Source organism: Ornithinibacillus bavariensis, from assembly GCF_050433565.1.
Lineage (GTDB): Bacteria > Bacillota > Bacilli > Bacillales > Amphibacillaceae > Ornithinibacillus > Ornithinibacillus bavariensis.
Window position 1 is genome coordinate 1 of sequence record NZ_JBNPWZ010000014.1, and the last position, 23,783, is coordinate 23,783.

23 protein-coding genes, 1 rRNA gene and 2 other annotated features are annotated in these 23,783 nt (G+C 38.0%); all 24 genes read left to right on the forward strand.

Annotated elements, in window-relative coordinates; genetic code table 11:
- A 5S ribosomal RNA gene (gene rrf, locus HNR27_RS16535) occupies nt 1-92 on the forward strand; the annotation flags it as partial.
- 120 nt (nt 93-212) lie between these two features.
- The gene (locus HNR27_RS16540) at nt 213-908 is read left to right on the forward strand and encodes an MgtC/SapB family protein (protein WP_429340545.1); all 696 of its coding nucleotides are present in this window, start codon (nt 213-215) and stop codon (nt 906-908) included.
- A gap of 282 nt (nt 909-1,190) precedes the next feature.
- A complete protein-coding gene (locus HNR27_RS16545) occupies nt 1,191-1,652 on the forward strand; it encodes a CtsR family transcriptional regulator (RefSeq protein ID WP_429340546.1) in 462 nt (153 codons plus the stop codon).
- Nucleotides 1,653-1,684: 32 nt separating this feature from the next.
- Nucleotides 1,685-2,233: a protein-arginine kinase activator protein McsA gene (mcsA, locus tag HNR27_RS16550; protein ID WP_429340547.1), complete on the forward strand. Its 549-nt coding sequence runs from the start codon at nt 1,685-1,687 to the stop codon at nt 2,231-2,233.
- Complete coding sequence (gene mcsB / locus HNR27_RS16555) at nt 2,230-3,294, forward strand: protein-arginine kinase McsB (RefSeq protein WP_212922255.1); 1,065 nt, start codon at nt 2,230-2,232, stop codon at nt 3,292-3,294. Before mcsA ends, mcsB begins: the two co-directional genes overlap by 4 nt.
- Before the next feature lie 18 nt (nt 3,295-3,312).
- The gene (gene clpC, locus HNR27_RS16560; RefSeq protein WP_212922254.1) at nt 3,313-5,739 is read left to right on the forward strand and encodes an ATP-dependent protease ATP-binding subunit ClpC; all 2,427 of its coding nucleotides are present in this window, start codon (nt 3,313-3,315) and stop codon (nt 5,737-5,739) included.
- Between the two features lie 209 nt (nt 5,740-5,948).
- On the forward strand, nt 5,949-7,322 hold the full coding sequence (gene radA, locus HNR27_RS16565; protein WP_429340548.1) for a DNA repair protein RadA: 1,374 nt from the start codon (nt 5,949-5,951) through the stop codon (nt 7,320-7,322).
- A gap of 191 nt (nt 7,323-7,513) precedes the next feature.
- Entirely contained in the window at nt 7,514-8,608 is a 1,095-nt protein-coding gene (locus tag HNR27_RS16570; RefSeq protein ID WP_212922252.1) for a PIN/TRAM domain-containing protein, read from the forward strand.
- Between the two features lie 289 nt (nt 8,609-8,897).
- Nucleotides 8,898-10,367, forward strand: coding sequence for a glutamate--tRNA ligase (gene gltX, locus HNR27_RS16575; protein WP_212922251.1), 1,470 nt, complete (start codon nt 8,898-8,900; stop codon nt 10,365-10,367).
- Between the two features lie 62 nt (nt 10,368-10,429).
- Nucleotides 10,430-10,650, forward strand: a binding site (T-box leader).
- 80 nt (nt 10,651-10,730) lie between these two features.
- Nucleotides 10,731-11,372, forward strand: coding sequence for a serine O-acetyltransferase (gene cysE, locus HNR27_RS16580; protein ID WP_212922264.1), 642 nt, complete (start codon nt 10,731-10,733; stop codon nt 11,370-11,372).
- Between the two features lie 3 nt (nt 11,373-11,375).
- On the forward strand, nt 11,376-12,776 hold the full coding sequence (gene cysS / locus HNR27_RS16585) for a cysteine--tRNA ligase (RefSeq protein ID WP_429340549.1): 1,401 nt from the start codon (nt 11,376-11,378) through the stop codon (nt 12,774-12,776).
- Nucleotides 12,777-12,779: 3 nt separating this feature from the next.
- On the forward strand, nt 12,780-13,178 hold the full coding sequence (locus HNR27_RS16590) for a Mini-ribonuclease 3 (protein ID WP_212922249.1): 399 nt from the start codon (nt 12,780-12,782) through the stop codon (nt 13,176-13,178).
- Nucleotides 13,178-13,921: a 23S rRNA (guanosine(2251)-2'-O)-methyltransferase RlmB gene (gene rlmB, locus HNR27_RS16595; RefSeq protein ID WP_212922248.1), complete on the forward strand. Its 744-nt coding sequence runs from the start codon at nt 13,178-13,180 to the stop codon at nt 13,919-13,921. The genes HNR27_RS16590 and rlmB overlap by 1 nt, the downstream gene beginning before the upstream one ends.
- A 2-nt stretch (nt 13,922-13,923) precedes the next feature.
- Nucleotides 13,924-14,430, forward strand: a complete 507-nt coding sequence (locus tag HNR27_RS16600) for an NYN domain-containing protein (protein ID WP_429340550.1) — start codon at nt 13,924-13,926, stop codon at nt 14,428-14,430.
- A 109-nt stretch (nt 14,431-14,539) separates the two neighbouring features.
- Complete coding sequence (gene sigH / locus HNR27_RS16605; protein WP_212922246.1) at nt 14,540-15,190, forward strand: RNA polymerase sporulation sigma factor SigH; 651 nt, start codon at nt 14,540-14,542, stop codon at nt 15,188-15,190.
- Between the two features lie 69 nt (nt 15,191-15,259).
- The gene (gene rpmG / locus HNR27_RS16610; protein WP_429340551.1) at nt 15,260-15,409 is read left to right on the forward strand and encodes a 50S ribosomal protein L33; all 150 of its coding nucleotides are present in this window, start codon (nt 15,260-15,262) and stop codon (nt 15,407-15,409) included.
- A gap of 45 nt (nt 15,410-15,454) precedes the next feature.
- Nucleotides 15,455-15,628, forward strand: coding sequence for a preprotein translocase subunit SecE (gene secE / locus HNR27_RS16615; RefSeq protein WP_212922244.1), 174 nt, complete (start codon nt 15,455-15,457; stop codon nt 15,626-15,628).
- Nucleotides 15,629-15,882: 254 nt separating this feature from the next.
- Nucleotides 15,883-16,416 (forward strand): transcription termination/antitermination protein NusG, encoded by a 534-nt coding sequence (nusG, locus tag HNR27_RS16620; protein WP_429340552.1) that lies wholly within the window; start codon nt 15,883-15,885, stop codon nt 16,414-16,416.
- 153 nt (nt 16,417-16,569) lie between these two features.
- A complete protein-coding gene (gene rplK / locus HNR27_RS16625; protein ID WP_042145365.1) occupies nt 16,570-16,995 on the forward strand; it encodes a 50S ribosomal protein L11 in 426 nt (141 codons plus the stop codon).
- A gap of 171 nt (nt 16,996-17,166) precedes the next feature.
- Nucleotides 17,167-17,859: a 50S ribosomal protein L1 gene (rplA, locus tag HNR27_RS16630; protein WP_429340553.1), complete on the forward strand. Its 693-nt coding sequence runs from the start codon at nt 17,167-17,169 to the stop codon at nt 17,857-17,859.
- A 49-nt stretch (nt 17,860-17,908) separates the two neighbouring features.
- Nucleotides 17,909-18,042, forward strand: a sequence feature (ribosomal protein L10 leader region).
- Nucleotides 18,043-18,085: 43 nt separating this feature from the next.
- A complete protein-coding gene (gene rplJ, locus HNR27_RS16635) occupies nt 18,086-18,586 on the forward strand; it encodes a 50S ribosomal protein L10 (protein ID WP_212922241.1) in 501 nt (166 codons plus the stop codon).
- Between the two features lie 64 nt (nt 18,587-18,650).
- Entirely contained in the window at nt 18,651-19,016 is a 366-nt protein-coding gene (gene rplL, locus HNR27_RS16640) for a 50S ribosomal protein L7/L12 (protein WP_212922240.1), read from the forward strand.
- A gap of 115 nt (nt 19,017-19,131) precedes the next feature.
- Entirely contained in the window at nt 19,132-19,734 is a 603-nt protein-coding gene (locus HNR27_RS16645) for a class I SAM-dependent methyltransferase (RefSeq protein WP_429340554.1), read from the forward strand.
- Nucleotides 19,735-20,162: 428 nt separating this feature from the next.
- Nucleotides 20,163-23,699 carry a DNA-directed RNA polymerase subunit beta gene (gene rpoB / locus HNR27_RS16650; protein ID WP_212922238.1) on the forward strand — a complete coding sequence of 1,179 codons (3,537 nt, stop codon included), beginning with the start codon at nt 20,163-20,165 and terminating at the stop codon, nt 23,697-23,699.
- The last annotated feature ends 84 nt before the right edge of the window (nt 23,700-23,783 follow it).

Below are 23,783 nucleotides of genomic sequence, written 5' to 3' on the forward strand. Positions count from 1 at the left end.
ACACCTGTTCCCATACCGAACACAGAAGTTAAGCTTCTCAGCGCCGATGGTAGTTGGGGCATTGCCCCTGCGAGAGTAGGACGTTGCCAGGCAAATTAAAAGCTAAGTTACTTATATAGTGACTTAGCTTTTTTCTTTATAATAAAATCAACATCATATTTACTCTCAAAATTACTAAACTGATAATAGAGAGAATAAGGAGGAGTTGTAGGATGAATGCACTTTTTTCAGAGCTTTTGAACGAGCACTTTATTTTAATTATTACTCGAGTACTTATTGCTTTGCTATTATCGGGACTTATCGGGTTTGAAAGGGAGTTAAAAAATCATTCAGCAGGGTTCCGTACACATATTTTAGTAGGTGTTGGTTCCTGTCTAATGATGGTATTATCCTTATATGGCTTTGACGCTTATATCGAACAGTATGGTAATATCCGTTTTGATCCAGCAAGAATACCTTCTTATGTAATTAGTGGTATTGGGTTCTTAGGAGCAGGTACTATTATGGTTTACGGCGGCACGATAAGAGGTTTAACTACCGCGGCATCTATTTGGGCAGTTGCAGGTCTTGGGCTCGTTGTAGGTGTAGGTATGTATGCGGTAGCTGTATTTACAACATTAATCATTTTATTAAGCTTAGTATTTCTAAATAATTTTGAGAGACTTTTTACCAAAAATAAGAACTATATGGTCATTGAGATAGTCGCATATCCAAATTTAGAAATCAATAAGGTAATATCAGTATTTGAAGAACACAATTTGACGATTAAGGAAGTAGAAGTAATAAAGGTAGAGAATAATTTAAGGAGCATATTTGTTAAATTTAACCGTGAAGAAAATCTAAATAGGATGAAGCTGATGGATCATTTGTCCAATATTGATTCTGTAAAAGGCGCTTCAGAGCGTTAACTTCATATTATAAAGTCATAAATAGGTCTGACTTCTTTGTTTCAACACTAAAACTTCTATAAAAGTGTTAGTTGTAAATAAGGAATGTTAGACCTTTTGCCTTTTTATACAAATAGCTACGTAAAAATAGGGATCAATGATTTTTTCAAAAAATTTTTGTCTAGAATAGAGAGGGTAAGGTATTTGCATCTATTCAAATTTGAAGTATAATAAAGGCATAGTCAAAGATAGTCAAAGTCAGAACGATTTTATTGGCAGGATTGGATTAGGGGAGGTATACTTATGAGCAATATTTCTGACATAATTGAACAATATTTAAAGAAGGTATTACAAACAAAAGGACAGGATGCAATTGAGATAAAGCGAAGTGAGATTGCAGATAGATTCCAATGTGTTCCTTCTCAAATAAATTATGTCATAAATACACGCTTTACGGTTGAAAAAGGATATATTGTTGAAAGTAAGCGTGGTGGAGGAGGCTATATTCGAATTATACGTATCAAACATCAAGACAAGTCAGAGTTGATCGATGAAATTATTCGCTTAATAAATCCTACTGTTACCCAACAAGCCTCCATTGATGTATTAGAACGTTTAGTAGAAGAAGAAATTATTACAGAGCGAGAGGCAAAGATTATGGCTAGTGGGCTTGGAAGAAATACACTTGCCTTTCAATTACCACTAAGGGATGAAGTAAGAGCTCGTATATTAACATCGATGTTAACAACCTTAAAGTATTTATAATGGTTTCAATTTGATTTGAAGGGGGAAAACCAATGGAGTGTCAGGAATGCCATCAAAGACCCGCTACATTGCATTATACACAAGTTATTAATGGTCATAAAACCGAGGTTCAAATCTGTGAAGTCTGCGCCAAAGAAAAAGGATATATGACATATCCAGAGGAAGGCTATTCACTTCATAATTTGTTAACAGGTTTATTTAATTTTGAATCAAATCCTATGGGTGCTTCACATGGGACGACATTTAATAAGGAAAATGATCTCCAATGTCCAAAATGTGGTTTAACATTTACAGAGTTTAAGCAAATAGGAAAATTTGGTTGTGGTGAGTGTTACCATACATTTGCGTCAAATTTAAATCCTATTTTTCGCAGGGTGCATAGTGGAAATACGGAGCATCGTGGAAAAATACCAAAGCGCATAGGAGGTAACCTACACTTAAAAAAACAGCTATCTTCTTTAAAAGATGAACTACAAAATTTAATTATGAATGAAGAATTTGAGCAAGCAGCCGTAGTGAGGGATAAAATTAAGGAAATAGAGCAACAAATTGATCGGAAGGAAAAGGGTGATGCAAGGTGACACTAGAGCATTTTATGAATGAAGCAATTAGTCCATGGATGCGGGAGGAAGGACCAGATAATGATATAGTTCTAAGCAGTCGTATTCGATTGGCCCGAAACTTTGCAGACATGCCATTTCCGATTATCGCTGATCAGAAGGATCTTGAGAAGATTAGGGAGTTTTTCCAAATAGAATATGAACACACTTCGTTTCAGGACTATAAGGATCTGGAGTTTGTTTCAATCCGAGATCTTACCGCAATTGAGAAGAGTGTCTTAGTTGAAAAACACCTAATTAGTCCCTTATTAGCAAAAAAGGAAGGGGCTGCTGCTACCTTAATTTCTGAAAATGAACAAGTATCAATTATGATAAATGAAGAAGACCACATCAGGATTCAGCTATATTTTCCAGGACTTCAACTAACCAAAGCGTTAACGAAAGCATTGGAGCTTGATGACTGGCTAGAAGAGAAGGTTTCTTATGCTTTTGATGAGACAAGAGGATTTCTTACAAGCTGTCCGACAAATGTTGGAACTGGAATGCGGGCTTCTGTAATGATGCATTTGCCTGCACTTGCGATGACAAAACAAATTAATCGGATGATGCCAGCAATTAATCAATTAGGCCTTGTTGTCCGTGGAATTTATGGTGAGGGTAGCGAGGCGTTAGGGAATCTATTTCAAATTTCCAACCAGATTACACTAGGAAAAACAGAAGAACATATCATAGAGGACTTAGAAAGTGTTGTTCAGCAATTAATTGGCCACGAAAGAAAAGCAAGAAACAGAATACTAGAGCAATCCGGAATTGAGTTGGAGGATCGCATTTATCGTTCATTAGGTGTTTTAGAATACAGTAGAATTATTGAATCAAAGGAAGCAGCAAGATGTTTATCTAATGTTCGTTTAGGAATAGATTTAGGAATCATTAAAAATGTTTCTCGTAATATACTTAATGAACTAATGGTTTTAACACAGCCTGGCTTTTTGCAGTATTTTGCTAAAAAGACGTTAACAGCAAATGAACGAGACATACTTAGAGCATCTTTAATTAGGGAACGATTACAATTTGAGAAATAGGTAGGAGGAAATGGTTATATGATGTTTGGGCGTTTTACAGAAAGAGCACAAAAAGTATTGGCTTTGTCCCAAGAAGAGGCGGTACGACTTGGACATAATAATATTGGAACAGAACATATTTTACTCGGTCTAGTGCGTGAGGGCGAAGGGATAGCTGCTAAAGCATTAGAATCACTTGGGCTCGAAATTGCAAAGATTCAAGAAGAAGTGGAGAAATTAATAGGGACAGGTAAACAACCGATGCAAACAATCCATTACACTCCTAGAGCCAAAAAGGTAGTGGAGCTATCCCAGGATGAAGCACGAAAGCTAGGTCATTCCTATGTAGGGACTGAACATATTCTACTAGGGTTAATTCGTGAGGGTGAGGGTGTTGCTGCTAGAGTTTTAAATAATCTAGGAGTCAGTTTAAACAAAGCAAGACAACAGGTGCTTCAGCTTTTAGGAAGTAATGAGTCACAGGCAGGTCGACAAGGCCGTGGACAATCCTCTAGTGCAAATACACCAACACTAGACTCTTTAGCACGTGATTTAACAGCTAGTGCAAAAGATGGCAACATAGACCCGGTTATCGGAAGAAGCAAAGAAATTGAACGTGTTATCCAAGTGCTAAGCCGTCGAACAAAAAATAATCCGGTACTAATTGGTGAGCCTGGAGTGGGAAAAACTGCAGTAGCAGAAGGGCTGGCACAACAAATTGTTAATAATGAAGTTCCTGAAACACTTCGTGATAAGCGTGTCATGACCCTTGATATGGGGACGGTTGTTGCTGGTACTAAATATCGTGGTGAGTTTGAAGACCGTTTGAAAAAAGTAATGGAAGAGATTCGTCAGGCGGGTAACATTATCCTGTTTATTGATGAGCTGCATACCTTAATAGGTGCTGGAGGAGCAGAAGGTGCGATTGATGCTTCGAATATATTAAAGCCTTCCTTAGCACGTGGAGAGCTTCAATGTATTGGTGCTACTACATTAGAGGAGTATCGTAAATATATCGAAAAAGATGCAGCCCTTGAAAGAAGATTCCAACCAATTCAAGTGGATGAACCAACATTAGAAGAAACCATTCAAATATTAAAAGGATTACGTGACCGATATGAAGCACATCATCGTGTTACAATAACAGATGAAGCAATTGAAGCAGCGGCGAAATTATCGGACCGTTATATTACCGATCGCTTCCTTCCAGATAAAGCAATTGATCTAATAGATGAGGCGGGTTCGAAGGTTAGACTACGCTCATACACCGTTCCACCAAATTTAAAAGACCTAGAACAAAAACTAGAAGAAGTACGAAAGGAAAAGGATGCAGCAGTACAAAGTCAAGAATTTGAAAAAGCTGCTTCACTAAGAGACTCAGAGCAACGGTTAAGGGAAGAATTGGAAACCACGAAAAGAGAGTGGAAGGCGAAGCAAGGCCAAGAGGATTCCCAAGTAACTGTTGAGGATATAGCAAGTATTGTTTCTACATGGACAGGAGTACCGGTATCGAAATTAACGAAGGATGAAAGTGAGCGTCTATTGAACCTAGAAGAAGTTCTTCATGACCGCGTAATTGGTCAAGAAGAGGCAGTTAAGGCGGTTGCAAAAGCGATTCGTAGGGCTCGTGCAGGTTTAAAGGATCCGAAGCGTCCAATTGGATCATTCATTTTCCTAGGTCCTACAGGAGTTGGTAAGACCGAGCTTGCTCGTGCATTAGCAGAGGCAATGTTTGCAGATGAGGATGCGATGATTCGTATTGATATGTCGGAATATATGGAGAAGCATTCAACTTCACGTTTAGTTGGATCACCTCCAGGTTATGTAGGTTATGAAGAAGGCGGCCAATTAACGGAAAAGGTTCGCAGGAAGCCATATTCTGTTGTATTACTAGACGAAGTAGAAAAGGCTCATCCAGATGTCTTTAATATTTTATTACAAGTACTAGAGGATGGACGTTTAACCGATTCTAAAGGAAGAGTTGTAGATTTTCGTAACACGGTTCTAATCATGACATCAAATGTAGGCGCAAGCGAATTAAAACGTAATAAGTTTGTTGGCTTCAACTTAGAAGAGGAAGGCAAAGACTATAAGGATATGAAAGCAAAAGTTATGGATGAATTGAAGAAAGCATTCCGTCCAGAATTTTTAAACCGCATTGACGAGACAATTGTTTTCCATTCTTTAGAGAAGAAACATATGAAGAGTATCGTTACCCTCATGATCAAGGATGTACAAAAACGATTAGCGGAACAGGATGTGGAATTCACGTTAACAGATAAAGCAATTGAGAAGATTGCCAATGAAGGATTTGATCCTGAATATGGTGCAAGACCACTTAGAAGATCCATTCAAAAGAATATTGAAGATTTACTGTCAGAGGAATTACTAAAAGGCACGATTAAAATAGGGCAAAAGGTCAAAATTGGCTTAAGTAATAAAGGTGAATTTATTATTTTGTCCTAAAAAATGAATAAAACAATAGAAAAAACTAGAAGAATTTTCTCTTCTGGTTTTTTTCTATAATCCGGGAATTGTGATAAGATGCGAAATAGGGTTCAATGTGAAAAATATGTGGCAAACATTAGGGAATTTACAATAAAATTGATAGATTCCTGTAACCAAGCACATATAAAAAACGTATATAATAGAGATAGCCGAAAGGAATGAGTAGGTTGGCAAAACTTAAAACAAAATTTGTCTGTCAAGATTGTGGCTATGAGTCAGCTAAGTGGCTTGGAAAATGTCCTGGCTGTCATAATTGGAATACATTTGTTGAAGAAATAGAGATGACAGGAAAGCAGAGTAGACACACCTTTAGTGGTGTAACAACTGCTGGAAGTAAACCCCAAAAAATAACAGAAATAGTGTCGCAAAAAGAACCAAGGATTACGACAAAATCGAAGGAGCTTAACCGTGTCTTAGGTGGTGGAATTGTCGCAGGATCACTCGTGTTAATTGGTGGAGACCCTGGTATTGGGAAATCGACACTATTATTACAAGTATCTTCGCAGCTTGCAGAGAAAGAGCTGCCAGTCCTTTATATTTCCGGTGAGGAGTCGATTCGTCAAACGAAGCTACGAGCAGATCGTCTAGGGGTAAAATCTGATTTGCTTTATATACTTTCCGAAACAAATCTGTTAGCAATAGCAAATCATATCGAACAACTCAAACCATCATTTGTCGTCATTGACTCTATTCAGACTATTTATCGAGAAGAGATTGCTAGTGCTCCGGGAAGTGTCTCACAAGTAAGGGAATGCACCAGCGAATTAATGCGTATCGCAAAAACAAGCGGTGTTCCAATATTTATTGTGGGACATGTTACGAAGGACGGCGCTATTGCTGGGCCGCGACTATTGGAGCATATGGTGGATGCAGTTCTTTATTTTGAGGGAGAAAGACATCATACTTATCGCATACTTCGCGGGGTAAAAAATCGTTTTGGTAGCACGAATGAAATGGGCATTTTTGAAATGAAGGAAGAGGGACTACGGGAAGTTATGAACCCTTCGGAGATATTTTTAGAGGAACGTTCACAAGGTGCCGCGGGCTCTACAGTTGTTGCATCGATGGAAGGTACAAGGCCTGTTTTGGTAGAAATACAAGCATTAATTTCCCCAACTAGCTTTGGTAACCCAAGAAGAATGGCTACAGGTGTAGATCATAACCGTGTTCCATTATTAATGGCCGTATTAGAAAAAAGAGTAGGGCTCATGCTTCAGAACCAGGATGCTTATATTAAGGTAGCTGGTGGTGTGAAATTGGACGAGCCGGCAATAGATTTAGCAATCGCAGTAAGTATTGCCTCCAGTTTTCGAGATATTCCGACAAGACCAGATGATATTTTTATTGGCGAAGTAGGCTTAACCGGAGAGATAAGACGTGTATCAAGAATAGAACAGCGTGTTCAGGAGGCTGCTAAATTAGGTTTTAGTCGGGTTTTCTGTCCAGAAAACAATCTAGATGGATGGACTCCTCCGGCAGATATTCAGGTTGTAGGGGTGAAAAGCATACAGGATGCGTTGAATATAGGGTTGGTTAGATAACAATCGCAGAAAATAATAGAATTTTGTCGAATTTTGATTGACTTGGAATTCTGTATATGGTAAAATTTATATTTTGCCAATTTGATTGTTTTTATTAGCTGTGCTATTATGGTAAAGTACTAATCTAATTTGTAAATAATGGTTATTATTTTAAGTTTATAGGTAATAATAATGGTTAGGAGGTGACAGTGGTGCTGAAAAAAATTGTTCACTTATTCTTTATCATTTCGGGTGGTACCATTGGGTATTTATATATACCATATTTTATTAGGCTATTAAATTTCTCGAATATAACCTGGATTGATTCACCATATTTAGGGGCTGCATTAGGTGCAATTATATTTTTCGTCATTTCTTATTGGATTGCTAATTATATTGTAGACTTTTTAAGGTGGATTGAAGAGGGATTAGTAAGGATTCCGATAGGTGATCTATTATTCGGGAGTTTAGGATTAATTATTGGTCTGGTTACTGCATTTTTAATTAATTTACCGATTCAAGAAATCAATATCGAATTTGTTTCAAAGGTTATTCCACTATTTATTACAATTCTATTAGGTTATTTTGGCTTCCAGGTTGGATTTAGACGACGGGATGAATTATTGAATTTGTTAACCATTAACCGTAAGGAAAAGAAGCGGACATCATCAGATGGTGAAACAAATGAACTAAATCTACCTCGACCTAAAATACTAGATACTAGTGTTATTATTGATGGTCGAATTGCAGATATTTGCCAAACTAACTTTTTAGAAGGAACAATTATCATCCCTCAGTTTGTTCTCGGTGAGCTTCAGCATATTGCAGATTCATCAGATGTTCTTAAGCGGAATCGTGGTAGAAGAGGATTAGACGTGCTAAATCGAATTCAAAAGGAACTACCTATTAAGGTAGAAATCTATGAAGGTGATTTTGAAGATATTCAAGAGGTAGACAGCAAACTTATAAAGCTTGCGAAGGTTATCGATGGTATTGTTGTAACAAATGATTTTAACTTAAATAAGGTTTGCGATCTTCAAGGTGTTCACGTTCTTAATATCAATGATCTTGCAAATGCAGTTAAGCCTGTTGTCCTACCTGGTGAAGAACTGTTGGTACAAGTTATCAAGGACGGAAAGGAACAGAATCAAGGGATTGCATATTTAGATGACGGCACCATGATTGTTGTAGAAGAAGGTAGAAATTATATCGGAAAAACAATTGAAGTACTTATAACTAGTGTTTTACAAACATCAGCAGGACGTATGATTTTTGCTAAACCAAAATTACTTGAAAAAGCATTGTAAAAAGGGTATAACTTATATTGGAGATTGACAATAAATAAAGTGATAACAGTCAGTGTTATCACTTTTTGTTATAATGTTATAGGGAATTAAATACTTGTGTTTTGTTACGTGTGTTTACCGCTGCATAAGTACACTTCGCTTTCCGTTTGGTGGCGGTGAGCCCTTGTGTAATGGACTACTCGGTACACCAAATTTTTCTTACTAGCAATAATACATTCAGCCACCACCAAGCTGTCTTTATACTAAGATATTTTATAACAAATCCAATAAAAGAAGGAAGAGACTAACTATGACAAATGAAGTACGTGTGCGTTATGCACCAAGTCCAACTGGACATTTACATATAGGAAATGCTCGTACTGCATTATTTAATTACTTATATGCTAAACATTTTAATGGCAAATTTATTATTCGTATTGAAGATACAGATGAAAAACGTAATGTTGAAGGTGGAGAAGAGAGTCAGCTTAAGTTTTTAAAATGGCTTGGTGTAGACTGGGATGAAGGTGCCGATGTTGGAGGCAATTATGGTCCTTATCGCCAAATGGAACGCTTAGATATTTATAATAAATATGTTAATGAGCTATTAGAGATGGGCCTTGCTTACAAATGCTATATGTCAGAAGAGGAACTTGAGCAGGAACGAGAAGAACAGATAGCAAAAGGACAAGCACCTAAGTATTCTGGAAAACATCGTAATTTGACACCAGAACAAATTGCTGCCTTTGAAGCAGAGGGACGTAAGCCAAGTATTCGTTTCCGTGTTCCAGACAATGTAACTTACGTATTTGATGATATCGTTCGTGAAACGATTAAATTTGAATCAAGTGATATCGGTGACTGGGTAATGGTTAAGAAAAATGGTGTACCAACTTATAACTTTGCTGTAGCCATTGATGACCATTTAATGAATATTACCCATGTTCTTCGTGGTGAAGAGCATATTTCTAATACTCCGAAACAGTTGATGATTTACCAAGCATTTGGTTGGGAGGCGCCAAAGTTTGGTCACATGACGTTGATTCTTAATGAAAACCGTAAAAAGTTAAGTAAGCGTGACTCTCATATCATTCAGTTTATTGAGCAATACAAAAACCTTGGGTATTTACCTGAAGCACTATTTAATTTTATTGCTTTACTCGGATGGTCTCCAGTAGGAGAGGAAGAAATATTTAGTCAAGAAAAGCTCGTTGAAATATTTGATCCAGAGCGACTATCCACTTCGCCGGCTATATTCGATGTTCAAAAATTAAAGTGGATGAACAATGAATATATTAAAGCTACAGATTTAGATAAGGTAATTGAATTAGCAATGCCACATTTAATTGATGCAGGTCGCATACCAGAGAATATGGATGAGGAAACAAGAATCTGGGCAGAGAAGGTAATTGGACTGTATCGAGAGCAATTACGCTATGGTGAAGAAATTGTAGAACTATCTGAAATGTTCTTTTCAAAAACTGTTCAGTATGATGAAGAAGCTAAAGCGATATTAGCAGAAGAACAAGTACCTGAGGTATTACAGGTATTTACCGATAAATTGATTCATTTAGATGAATTTAATAAGGATACAATTAAAGATCAAATAAAGGCCACACAAAAAGAGACAGGGCATCGTGGTAAAAAGCTATTTATGCCAATTCGTGTTGCAACTACTGGCCAAACTCATGGTCCAGAGCTTCCATTAGCAATTGAGCTACTAGGCAAGGAAGTAATTTTAGAGCGATTGGACACCTTATTGAAGGAATTAGGAGCATAAAAATCGAAGCGATCTAATTCACATTTAGGGCAAATTATAATATAGTATTACTACAATAAAATAAAGGAACGTGGAAGAGGGAAAGTAGTAGCTAGATGGTTACACAGAGAGAATCACCATAGGCTGGGAGTGATTTTAACCACTAACTATGAAGTGCCCCTTGGAGTCCGTTATGGAAGTAATAGTACATAGCGGCGGTTCTCTACCGTTAATAGAGTTAAGTTGGAAGGATACTTACTGGTACCTTCAAACAGAGTGGAACCGCGCTTAGAGCGTCTCTGTGTTTTAAACACAGAGACGTTTTTTTTATATATAAAAGTGTAACGAATAATTTTATATGGGGAAAGAGGGATATGGATGGGAATGTTTAAACGCATGAAGGAAGATATGGATGTGGTCTTTGAACAGGATCCTGCTGCCAGAACATATCTGGAGGTATTTTTAACTTATTCCGGACTGCATGCTGTATGGTCTCACCGAATTGCACATGCGTTTTATAAGCGAAAGCTATATTTTATTGCAAGAGCCATTTCCCAGATAAGCCGCTTTTTTACAGGAATTGAAATACATCCAGGTGCGAAAATAGGTAGACGTTTATTTATTGACCATGGGATGGGCGTTGTCATTGGAGAGACTTGTGAAATCGGTGATAATGTTACGATATTCCAGGGAGTTACACTAGGGGGAACTGGAAAGGAAAAAGGGAAGCGTCATCCAACGATAAAGGATAATGCACTGATTGCCTCGGGAGCAAAGGTGCTAGGATCAATTACCGTTGGTGAGAGTGCTAAGATTGGTGCTGGCTCTGTTGTATTAAAGGATGTTCCCGACCATTCAACTGTTGTAGGGATTCCGGGCAAGGTTGTCATTCAAAACGGAGAGAAAGTAAGACGCGATTTAGATCATCATAAGTTACCAGATCCAGTTGCTGATACATGTTCAAAAATGCAAGAGGAAATTGAACTATTAAAAGCAGAAATAGCTAAATTGAAAGAAGGGAAATAAATCATGTCGATAAAAATTTATAATACACTGACAAGGGAAAAGCAAGCGTTTCAGCCAATTGAGGAAGGGAAAGTACGGATGTATGTTTGCGGACCAACCGTATACAACTATATTCATATAGGGAATGCCCGTCCTGCTATTGTGTTTGATACGGTTAGGAGATATCTAGAATACAAAGGGTTTGACGTTAACTATGTGCTCAACTTTACCGATGTTGACGATAAAATTATTAAAACTGCCAATGAGCTTGGCGAAAATGTTTTTGATGTATCTAATCGGTATATCGATGCGTATTTAGAAGATGTTAGTAGATTAGGCGTGAAAAAGGCATCCCATAACCCAAGAGTAACAGATACGATGCAGGACATTATTCATTTTATCGAAAGCTTAGTAGAGAAAGGCTATGCATATGAAGCAGATGGGGATGTTTACTTCAAGCCTAGAGCATTTGATGGGTATGGAAAGCTATCCCATCAATCCATCGATGAATTACGTTCTGGTGCTAGAATCCAAATAGGGGAAAAAAAGGATGATCCATTAGATTTTGCTTTATGGAAGGCCGCAAAAGAGGGCGAAATTTCATGGGATTCTCCTTGGGGCAAAGGTCGTCCTGGTTGGCATATCGAATGCTCGGCAATGGCTAAAAAATACCTAGGCGAGACGATAGATATCCATGCAGGAGGCCAAGATTTGACGTTCCCACATCATGAGAATGAAATAGCACAATCTGAGGCAAATAATGGGAAGTCCTTTGCAAACTATTGGATGCATAATGGGTATATTAATATTAATAATGAGAAAATGTCCAAGTCACTTGGTAACTTTGTATTAACAAGGGATCTTCTAGCAGAGCATGACCCAAATGTTATTCGGTTCTTTATGTTAAGTGTACATTATCGTCACCCGATCAATTTTTCAAATGATCTATTAGAATCTGCGAAAAACAGTCTGGAACGAGTAAAAACATCCTATCAAAATTTAGAGCATCGAAAGGCATCTAGTACAAATCTTGATTATCAGGCCGATGAATGGTTAGAGAAAATTGATGATTTCAAAAAACGCTTTGAAGCTGAAATGGACGATGATATAAATACGGCAAATGCTATTTCTGTTCTTTTTGACCTAACAAAAGAAGCAAATGTGTACTTAAATCAAGATCACACATCAGTTGAGGTAATCAATCTGTTTCAGGAAACCATTTTAACCTTCCTTGATATTTTGGGCATTACAATTAAGGAAGAAGAAACACTACTAGATGAGGTCATTGAGGAGTTAATCCAAGAACGTAATGATGCTAGAAAGAATCGAGACTTTAATCGTGCAGATGAAATTCGTGATCTTCTTAAGGAGAAAGGTATTATTCTAGAAGATACACCACAAGGAGTGCGCTGGAAGAGAGGCTAGGAAATGAACAACGATATCAGACTAATGAAAAGCCTAGCCCTTGCCTATATGGGCGATGCGGTTTATGAGGTTTTTGTTCGAGAGTATTTATTAGGGAAGGGGACAGTCAAGCCGAATGATTTGCATAAGGAAGCGATAACCTTTGTTTCTGCAAAAGCCCAAGCTGCTGTCCTATTGAATTGGCTGGAAGAGAAATTACTTACAGAGGAAGAAGAAGCGATTGTAGCAAGAGGAAGAAATGCAAAATCTGGTTCTATTCCGAAAAATACAAGTGTGCAAACATATCGTTATAGTACTGCTTTTGAAGCGTTGCTTGGATATTACTATTTATCAAAAGAAGAAACGCGCTTAAATGAGTTAATGAAGCAAGCAATCGACTACATAGAAAGGAGGAATAACTAATGGAAAAGGAAATAATTATTGGTAAAAATCCAGTTGTTGAGGCGCTTAAATCTGGTCGTTCAGTCAATAAAGTATTAATCTCAGATCAGTTAAATGCAAATGCACAAGGAAAAATAAACCAATTAGCCAAGTCAGCAGGTACAATCGTACAAAAAGTCCCAAAGAATAAAATAGATCAGCTCTCAGATGGTAACCATCAAGGGGTTATCGCATATGTGGCTCCTTATGATTACGCATCATTAGATGAATTGTTTGAACGAGCCAAAGAACGAGAGGAAAGCCCATTTTTTATTATTCTTGATGAACTGGAGGATCCACATAATTTAGGCTCTATCCTAAGGACGGCTGATGCTACTGGAGCGCATGGTGTTATCATTCCGAAAAGAAGGTCTGTAGGTCTAACGGCAACGGTGGCCAAGACAGCAGCTGGGGCATTAGAACATATTCCTGTTGTACGAGTGACAAATATTGCTCAGACAATTGAGGAGTTAAAGGAACGAAATGTCTGGGTGGTTGGGACGGAAGCGGAGGCAACAGAGGACTATCGAAAGCTCGATGGCGCATTGCCGATAGCTCTTGTTATCGGTAATGAAGGAAAGGGTATGAGTAGACTGGTGCGTGAAAAGTGTGATTGGACTGTAAGTCTTCCGATGAAAGGAAAAGTCTCTTCTCTTAATGCTTCTGTTGCCTGTAGCTTGCTATTGTATGAGGTGTATCGTAAAAGATATCCGATTGGTGAGTAACCATGGTGGTATTAATAGTGGATGGCTACAACATTATTGGCGATTGGGATGAGTTGAAACAACTAAAGAAGAAGGATTTGGGACAAGCACGAGATAAATTAATCGAGATGATGGCAGAATATCAAGCATACTCGGGTCACAGGGTAATTATTGTATTTGATGCGTATTATGTGCGTGGTATTGAAAATAAATTGAAGCAATACAAAGTAGAAATAATCTATACGAAGGAAAAGGAAACAGCTGACGAATGCATTGAGCGCCTAGTTAAGAGGTTAAAGAATGTCCAGACACAGGTTTATGTTGCAACCTCTGATTATGCAGAGCAACGAATTATTTTTGGGCAAGGTGCTCTAAGGAAGTCTGCACGGGAATTGTCACTGGAATTGGCGGAGCTTGAAAGGGAAATTAGTCACAATGTGTCACAGCACCTCAAAACCATGCCGAAATCTAAAATACCTTTATCTGATGATGTTCTAGAAAAGTTTGAAAAATGGCGAAGAGGGGAATAAATATCATGGCGCCCATGCATTTGTCTAGAAAATTTAGGCTATTGTGTTATTAAGGTGCTTACTGTATAATGTTTGTAATATTGACTAATTTGTCAAGGGGGCTTTCCGGGTGAACATCAAGCAATTAATCAAAGACAATGACAAATTACTCAAGCTTGATGATGATGAAGTTTTAGAGCTAATCCATCAAGGAGATAATGAGGCATTGGATTATTTAATTCATAAGTATAAGAACTTTGTCCGGGCTAAAGCTAGAACTTATTTTCTAATTGGTGCTGATAAAGAAGACATTATCCAAGAAGGCATGATTGGCCTTTATAAGGCAATTCGGGATTATAATGAGGATAAATTGACATCCTTTAAAGCATTTGCGGAATTATGTATTACGAGACAAATTATAACGGCTATTAAGACTGCTACGAGGCAGAAACATATTCCATTAAATTCTTATGTTTCGTTGGACAAGCCTATTTATGATGAAGAATCCGATCGAACATTACTTGACGTTATCGCTGGCTCTAGGGCGATTGATCCACAGGAGCTATTGGTTAACCGAGAAAATTTTGGCGATATGGAACTAAAGCTTTCAGAGTTACTGAGTGAATTTGAAAAAGGGGTACTCCATTTATACTTAGAAGGTAAGACATATCAAGAAATTTCTGTCGAGTTAAATAGGCACGTAAAATCGATTGATAATGCGTTGCAGCGAGTAAAACGAAAGCTGGAACAACTGATGGAAACGAATGAACTAAGCTTATAAGTATCGTTGACACAATTGGACAACCGTGCTACATTAAAATGAGAAAAAACCCTAATTTGGGGTGATATGATGACGAAGAAAATCACATTAGCGTGTGCAATATGCTCCAGCAGAAATTACACAACTAGTAAAAATGTATCCACACAAGCTTCACGCATGGAAGTGCGAAAATTTTGCAAAACATGTGGACAACATACATTGCATCGCGAAACAAAATAATTTTTAGATAAGTGGAATCCACGCCTGAGTTTGGGGGGTACAAACATGTTTAAATTTCTAAAAAATGTCTCTAGAGAAATGAAGAAAGTTAGTTGGCCAAAGGGAAAGGAATTATCTAGCTATACCATTGTTGTAGTTTCAACCGTTGTATTTATGGCTGTTTTCTTTGGGCTTATCGATTTAGGAATCTCTCAATTTTTGAACTTATTTTTTGAATAAAATTCTTATAATTATGCTATAATGAAAGATGGATAGCGACTGTTGCTAAAAACCCGGATAATACGGGTTTTTTTAATAGGCTTTTTTTAATTTAGGCTCTTTTTGTATTGGTGGTTGTGATGGGGACCCTCATAGCAGCTTCTGAGAAAGTCTCATTATCTCCTAATTTATGATAATAGGCTTTTTGCGAATAAAGCCTTATTTGAAATGGTGAATCTACCCAAAGGGAGGGAAGGACGTAAGGTCCTATTATTATGGAGAAAAATTGGTATGTTGTTCATACATATTCAGGGTATGAAAATAAAGTAAAAGCAAACCTGGAAAAACGAGTAGAAACAATGGGTATGGAAGATAAAATTTTCCGTGTCATTGTTCCTGAGGAAGAAGAAACAGAAATAAAAAACGGTAAAAAGAAAGTACAAAAGAAAAAGGTATTTCCTGGTTATGTTCTAACCGAAATGATTATGACAGACGATTCTTGGTATGTTGTTCGCAATACTCCAGGAGTTACTGGCTTTATCGGTTCTAGTGGTGGTGGTACAAAGCCAACCCCATTACTACCTGGCGAAGCGGAAGCTATTCTTAAGCGTATGGGAATGGCGGAACCTGTAGTTCAAGTAGACTTCGAATTAAAAGAAAATGTAAGAGTTATGGATGGACCTTTTGCTAACTTTACCGGTTCGATTGAACAAATTGATGTGGATAAGCAGAAGGTTAAGGTTCATGTGAATATGTTTGGTAGAGAGACTCCTGTAGAATTGGATTTCTCACAAATCGAGAAAATATAAGGATAAATATTTCTTGAAAGTCTTGCATATTTTTCATTTTCGTGCTAAAATTCTTGTGTTATTCATGCCCTCTAACCAAATGTTAGGGCTAAAAATGAGTGGGAGGGGAATATCCCCAATTACCACATCACGGACTTTAAGGAGGTGTGTCTCGTGGCTAAAAAAGTAATCAAATTAGTTAAATTGCAAATTCCAGCTGGTAAAGCTAACCCAGCACCACCAGTAGGACCTGCACTTGGTCAAGCCGGTGTTAATATCATGGGATTCTGTAAGGAATTTAATGCTCGTACGCAAGATCAAGCTGGTTTAATTATTCCGGTTGAAATCACTGTGTTTGAAGACCGTTCATTTACATTTATTACGAAAACTCCACCTGCAGCTGTATTGCTTAAGAAAGCAGCTGGTCTAGATTCGGGATCTGGAGAACCTAATAAAAATAAGGTTGCGACTTTAAAACGTGATAAAGTAAGAGAAATTGCAGAAACCAAAATGCCTGATTTAAACGCCGCTGATGTAGAAGCAGCGATGCGCATGGTTGAAGGTACTGCACGTAGCATGGGTATTGTTATTGAAGACTAATACTCTAATGTACACTAAAGGGTTGCGGTAATGGTCATCCGTTTCGCGCAACCTTTTTCATGAATAAGAAATACCATTTTCTTATTTGTATTAGTGCTTTATAAAAGCTGTTCGGGCTTTTATAAGTGGGAGGTACAACCGTTATTACCACAATAGAGGAGGAAATAAATAATGGCTAAAAGAGGTAAGAGATATCAAGAAGCTGCTAAGCTTGTTGATCGTTCTAAAGCTTATGAAATAAATGAAGCTGTTTCTCTACTAAAGGAAACAGCTAAAGCTAAATTTGATGAAACTGTTGAAGTTGCATTCCGTTTAGGTGTTGATCCTAAGAAAGCTGACCAACAAATTCGTGGTGCTTTCGTATTGCCACACGGTACTGGTAAAACACAATGCGTTCTAGTATTTGCTAAAGGTGATAAAGCTAAAGAAGCTGAAGCTGCTGGAGCAGATTATGTTGGAGATCAAGATTTAATCAACAAAATTAACCAAGGCTGGTTTGAGTTTGATGTAATCGTAGCTACTCCTGACATGATGGCTGAAGTTGGTAAACTAGGTCGTGTGCTTGGACCTAAAGGTCTAATGCCAAACCCTAAAACTGGTACAGTTACATTCGAAGTGGAAAAAGCAGTGAAGGAAATTAAAGCTGGTAAGGTTGAGTATCGTGTAGATAAGCAATCGAACGTCCATGTTCCTATCGGTAAAATTTCTTTTGATAACCAAAAACTTGTTGAAAACTTTGACGCGTTAGTAGAAACTATCATCAAAGTTAAACCACAAGCTGCAAAAGGAATCTACATGAAAAATGTAGCAATTACCTCTACAATGGGACCTGGAATTAAAGTTGATGTTACAAACTACCGTTAATTGGTAATTGACTTTTATTGGTCAATTCGGTATACTAAATATCGCTTAATAAATTGAATACGTTGTACCGTAGACAGCAGGTGCGAGCAATCGCTTAATGTCCTGCCGAGGTGATTGAAACAAATAGATGAATTTGTTTTTTAGGAGCCTTCATGTCTACATGGGGGCTCTTTTTATGAATGAACCTAGAGCGGTATAATGGACAAAACTAACGGGAGGTGGAACAATGTCAAAGGTAATGGAATCAAAACAACAACTAGTACAAGAAATCGCTGATAAATTACGTGATAGTAAATCAACTGTTTTAGTTGACTACCGTGGTCTTGATGTTGCTGAGGTGACTCAATTACGTAAAGAGCTTCGTGATGCGGGTGTTGAATTTAAGGTTTATAAAAATACAATGACACGTAGAGCTGCTGATGATGCAAATCTGTCAGAGTTAAATGAAGTTCTAGTAGGACCTACTGCTATTGCATTCAGTAATGAAGATGTAATTGCGCCAGCTAAAATCCTAAGCAATTTTGCTAAAGACCATGATGCTTTAGAAATCAAAGGTGGCGTACTAGAAGGTAAGATTGTATCACTTGAACAAATCAAGGAGCTTGCAGATCTACCAAACTTCGAAGGTATGGTATCTATGCTACTCAGCGTGCTTCAAGCACCAATTCGCAACTTTGCTTACGTTACAAAAGCTATTGCGGAACAAAAAGAAGAACAAGGCGCATAATTTGATTTACAATCGAATGCTGTTCGAACAACTATAAAATTAAATTATTAGGAGGAAATATAAAATGACTAAAGAGCAAATTATCGATGCTATTAAAGAAATGTCTGTCCTAGATCTTAATGATCTTGTTAAAGCTATTGAAGAAGAATTTGGAGTAACTGCTGCGGCTCCTGTTGCTGTTGCTGGTGGAGCAGCTGCTGGTGGCGCTGCTGAAGAAAAAACTGAATTTGATGTTGTACTTGCTGATGCTGGTGCTTCTAAAATTAAAGTTGTTAAAGCAGTTCGCGAAATCACTGGTCTTGGCTTAAAAGACGCTAAAGACTTAGTTGATAACGCTCCTAAAGCAGTTAAAGAAGGCGTTTCTAAAGAAGAAGCTGAAGAAGTTAAAGGTAAGCTTGAAGAAGCTGGCGCTACTGTAGAAGTAAAATAATCAATCATACTAACTTCATTAAAAAATTAAATGAGCTCGTCGTATTAATCGACGGGCTCTACATTTAATTATAGAAACTTCATTATGACATATTATAGGTAAAGTAGGTGCCCAAATGACTGAGCATTACTTTTCACAAAAACCCCAATCAAAAAGTTCACCCATGACATGGAATTATAAACTGCGTGGAAAAAACTATGTATTTTCTAGTGATGTAGGTGTTTTTTCAAAAAACGAGGTCGACTTCGGTACAAGATTATTAGTTGAAACGTTCACTCCGCCACAAGTACCAGGGGATATATTGGATTTAGGCTGTGGGTATGGTCCAATTGGGGTGGCTATTGCTAATGAGATGCCTGAAAGAACGGTTGTCATGGCTGATGTAAATGAACGTGCATTATCTCTAGCGAAAACGAATACAGAACAAAACGGCATACATAATGTAGAAATAGTAATAAGCAATCAGTTTTCTAGTTTGAAAGAACGTTCTTTTGCTGCTATCTTAACTAATCCGCCGATTCGAGCAGGTAAAAAAGTAGTTCATGGAATGTTTGAAGGTTCGAAGGATAGATTGCATAAGGGTGGAGAGCTTTGGGTTGTTATTCAAAAAAAGCAAGGTGCACCTTCAGCAATTGAAAAAATAGAAGCTTTATTTGGAAACTGTGAAACTATAGAGCGCAGTAAAGGGTATTATATTTTGCGAGCGGTAAAGGATTGACTTTCTATTTTAAAATGTGGTAATATAATAAAATGCTAATATGGGAAACCTTTGTCAAGAGGAATTTGTTATCAAAGGAAGAAAAGTGTATAATTCACTGGTTATCGGAAACAATGATAGAATCGAGTTTTTTAGTGCGTTCTATCTATTTTTCTCATTTAATCTAGATTAAAATTAGGTTATTTCTTTTCTTTTTAAAATGATACCCCATAATTTTAGGTATGGCAAGTAATATTTTGTTTCGGTGAAATGGAGCTAAAGGATGCAATTTCACCTGTTGTAAGTATTACTTGTGAGGTAAGTTTATTTAATGCAGTTGTGAGAACATAGCTTCCTGTTATGGAGGTAGTTGTTCTCTAACAATATATTATTTTTAACTATGAGCATTGCTCATAATCAAAATAAGCATGATTTGAGAGGTGAAGCAGTTGACAGGTCAACTAGTTCAGTATGGACGGCACCGAAAGCGTAGAAGTTATGCGCGCATCAGTGAAGTATTAGAATTGCCGAATCTAATCGAAATCCAAACCGCTTCATATCAATGGTTTATGGAAGAAGGTTTGCGAGAGATGTTTCAGGACATTTCTCCAATTGAGGATTTTACAGGTAATCTATCACTTGAGTTTGTAGATTATAGCTTAGGTGAACCGAAATATCCAGTAGATGAATCAAAAGAAAGAGATGTAACTTACAATGCTCCGCTTCGTGTGAAGGTTCGTTTGATCAACAATGAAACTGGTGAAGTGAAGGAGCAAGAAGTCTTTATGGGAGACTTCCCTCTCATGACGGATACAGGTACGTTCATCATTAATGGAGCAGAACGTGTTATCGTATCACAGCTTGTTCGTTCGCCGAGCGTTTACTTCAACGAAAAAATTGATAAAAACGGAAAAAGGGGCGTCGCTGCAACCGTTATTCCAAACCGAGGAGCTTGGTTAGAATTTGAAACGGATGCTAAAGATGTTGCTTATGTTCGTATTGACCGTACACGTAAATTGCCAATCACAGTGCTGTTACGTGCTCTTGGATTTGGTACGGATCAAGAAATAATTGATTTAATCGGTGAAAACGAATATCTAATGAATACATTAGAAAAGGATAATACAGAAACGACTGAAAAAGCACTTCTTGAAATCTATGAGCGTCTACGTCCAGGAGAACCACCAACTGTTGAGAATGCAAAAAGCTTGCTTATTTCACGCTTCTTCGATCCTAAGCGTTATGATCTTGCACATGTTGGTCGTTATAAAATAAACAAGAAGCTTCATATTAAAAATCGCTTGTTTAACCAGGTACTAGCTGAACCGATTGTCGACCCTGAAACTGGTGAAGTTTTAGCACAGGCTGGCGATAAAGTGGAGCGTAGATTATTAGATAAATTAATCCCGTACATTGAAGAAAATGATGTAATCTTGGGAGAGAGAATACTAGAGCCGCATGATGGAGTTTTAGAGGATCCAATTCGAATTCAATCGATTAAGATTGTCGACCCAACTGATCCGAGTGGTGAAAGAGCACTTAATGTTATTGGGAATGCACATATCGATTCTAGTGTTAAGCACATTGCACCTGCTGACATTTTAGCTTCGATTAGCTATTTCTTTAATCTACTACACCATGTTGGGGATACGGATGATATCGATCACCTAGGTAACCGTAGACTTCGTTCGGTTGGGGAACTATTACAAAATCAGTTCCGTATCGGTTTATCTCGAATGGAGCGGGTAGTCCGTGAACGTATGTCTATTCAGGATACGTCTAGTGTAACTCCACAGCAACTGATCAATATTCGTCCGGTTATCGCGTCAATTAAGGAATTCTTTGGTAGCTCACAGCTATCTCAGTTTATGGACCAGACTAACCCGCTTGCTGAACTAACACATAAGCGTCGTTTGTCAGCATTAGGACCGGGTGGTTTAACTCGTGAACGTGCTGGTTTCGAGGTGCGTGACGTTCACTATTCGCATTATGGTCGTATGTGTCCAATTGAAACACCTGAGGGACCGAATATTGGATTAATTAACTCCTTATCATCCTATGCAAAGGTTAATAAATTTGGTTTTATTGAAACGCCTTACCGTCGTGTTGATCCTGACACTGGTAAAGTAACCAATCAAATTGATTATCTAACTGCAGATGAAGAGGATAATTATATTGTTGCACAAGCAAATGCTCGCTTAAATGATGACGGTACATTTGCTGACGAAGAGGTTATTTCTCGTTTTCGTGGTGAGAACACAGTTGTTCCACGCGAGAAGATTGACTATATGGATGTATCGCCGAAGCAGGTTGTATCTGCTGCGACAGCGTGTATTCCATTCTTAGAAAACGATGACTCAAACCGTGCGCTAATGGGAGCGAACATGCAACGTCAGGCTGTTCCACTACTTAGTCCAGAAGCTCCAATTGTTGGTACTGGAATGGAGTATGTTTCTGGTAAAGACTCTGGTGCTGCTATCATTTGTAAGCACGATGGAATTGTGGAACGTGTGGAAGCTAAAGAAGTTATTGTTCGTCGAGTTGCTGTTGTCGATGGAAAAGAAGTAAAAGGTGATACAGATCGCTATAAGCTTCAAAAATTCATTCGTTCTAACCAAGGTACTTGCTACAATCAACGCCCTATCGTTCAGGAAGGGGATCGTGTGACCAAGGGTGAAGTTCTTGCTGACGGTCCTTCTATGGAAAAAGGTGAACTAGCACTTGGACGTAATGTTTTAGTTGCGTTTATGACTTGGGAAGGATACAACTACGAGGATGCTATCATTATGAGTGAGCGCCTTGTAAAAGATGATGTATATACTTCTATTCATATTGAGGAATATGAATCTGAAGCTCGTGATACAAAGCTTGGACCAGAAGAAATCACTAGAGATATTCCGAATGTTGGTGAAGAAGCACTTAAAAATCTAAACGAACAAGGAATTATTCGGATTGGTGCTGAAGTTTCTGATGGTGATATCCTAGTCGGTAAAGTGACACCTAAGGGAGTTACAGAACTATCTGCTGAAGAGCGTTTACTTCATGCAATCTTTGGTGAAAAGGCACGTGAGGTGCGTGATACTTCTCTACGTGTGCCACATGGTGCAGGTGGAATTGTCCTTGATGTTAAAGTGTTTAATCGTGAGGATGGGGACGAATTACCACCAGGTGTCAATGAATTAGTACGTGTTTATATTGTCCAAAAGCGTAAAATTCATGAAGGGGATAAGATGGCTGGTCGTCACGGAAATAAGGGTGTTATTTCTCGTATTTTGCCGGAAGAAGATATGCCATTCCTTCCTGACGGTACACCCGTTGACATTATGCTTAACCCTCTAGGGGTACCTTCGCGTATGAACATCGGACAGGTGTTTGAGCTGCATTTAGGTATGGCTGCAAGACAGTTAGGCATTCATGTTGCAACACCGGTATTCGATGGTGCTACCGAACAAGACGTTTGGGATACATTAGAAGAAGCTGGAATGCCTCGTGATGCAAAATCCATACTTTATGACGGAAGAACTGGTGTGCCTTTTGATAACCGTGTGTCTGTTGGGGTTATGTATATGATTAAACTAGCACACATGGTTGACGATAAATTACATGCACGTTCAACTGGTCCGTACTCACTTGTTACGCAACAACCGTTGGGTGGTAAAGCTCAGTTCGGTGGTCAGCGCTTCGGTGAGATGGAGGTATGGGCACTAGAAGCTTATGGTGCTGCTTATACGCTTCAAGAAATTCTAACAGTTAAGTCTGATGATGTAGTTGGACGTGTGAAGACGTATGAAGCTATTGTTAAAGGTGACAATGTACCAGAGCCTGGTGTACCAGAATCCTTTAAAGTATTAATTAAAGAATTACAAAGTCTTGGTCTTGACGTTAAGATTCTTGCAGGTGATGAATCAGAAATTGAAATGCGTGACCTGGAGGAAGAAGATACACAGGCGGCAAGCAAGTTAAATTTAGAGGTTGAAGAAAATTAATTATCGGGGGAATAGACTAGCTAATTAGTCTTCCCCCAATAAGCTCTTAGCAAGGTAATTCATCGTAAAAACGGACATTAAAAA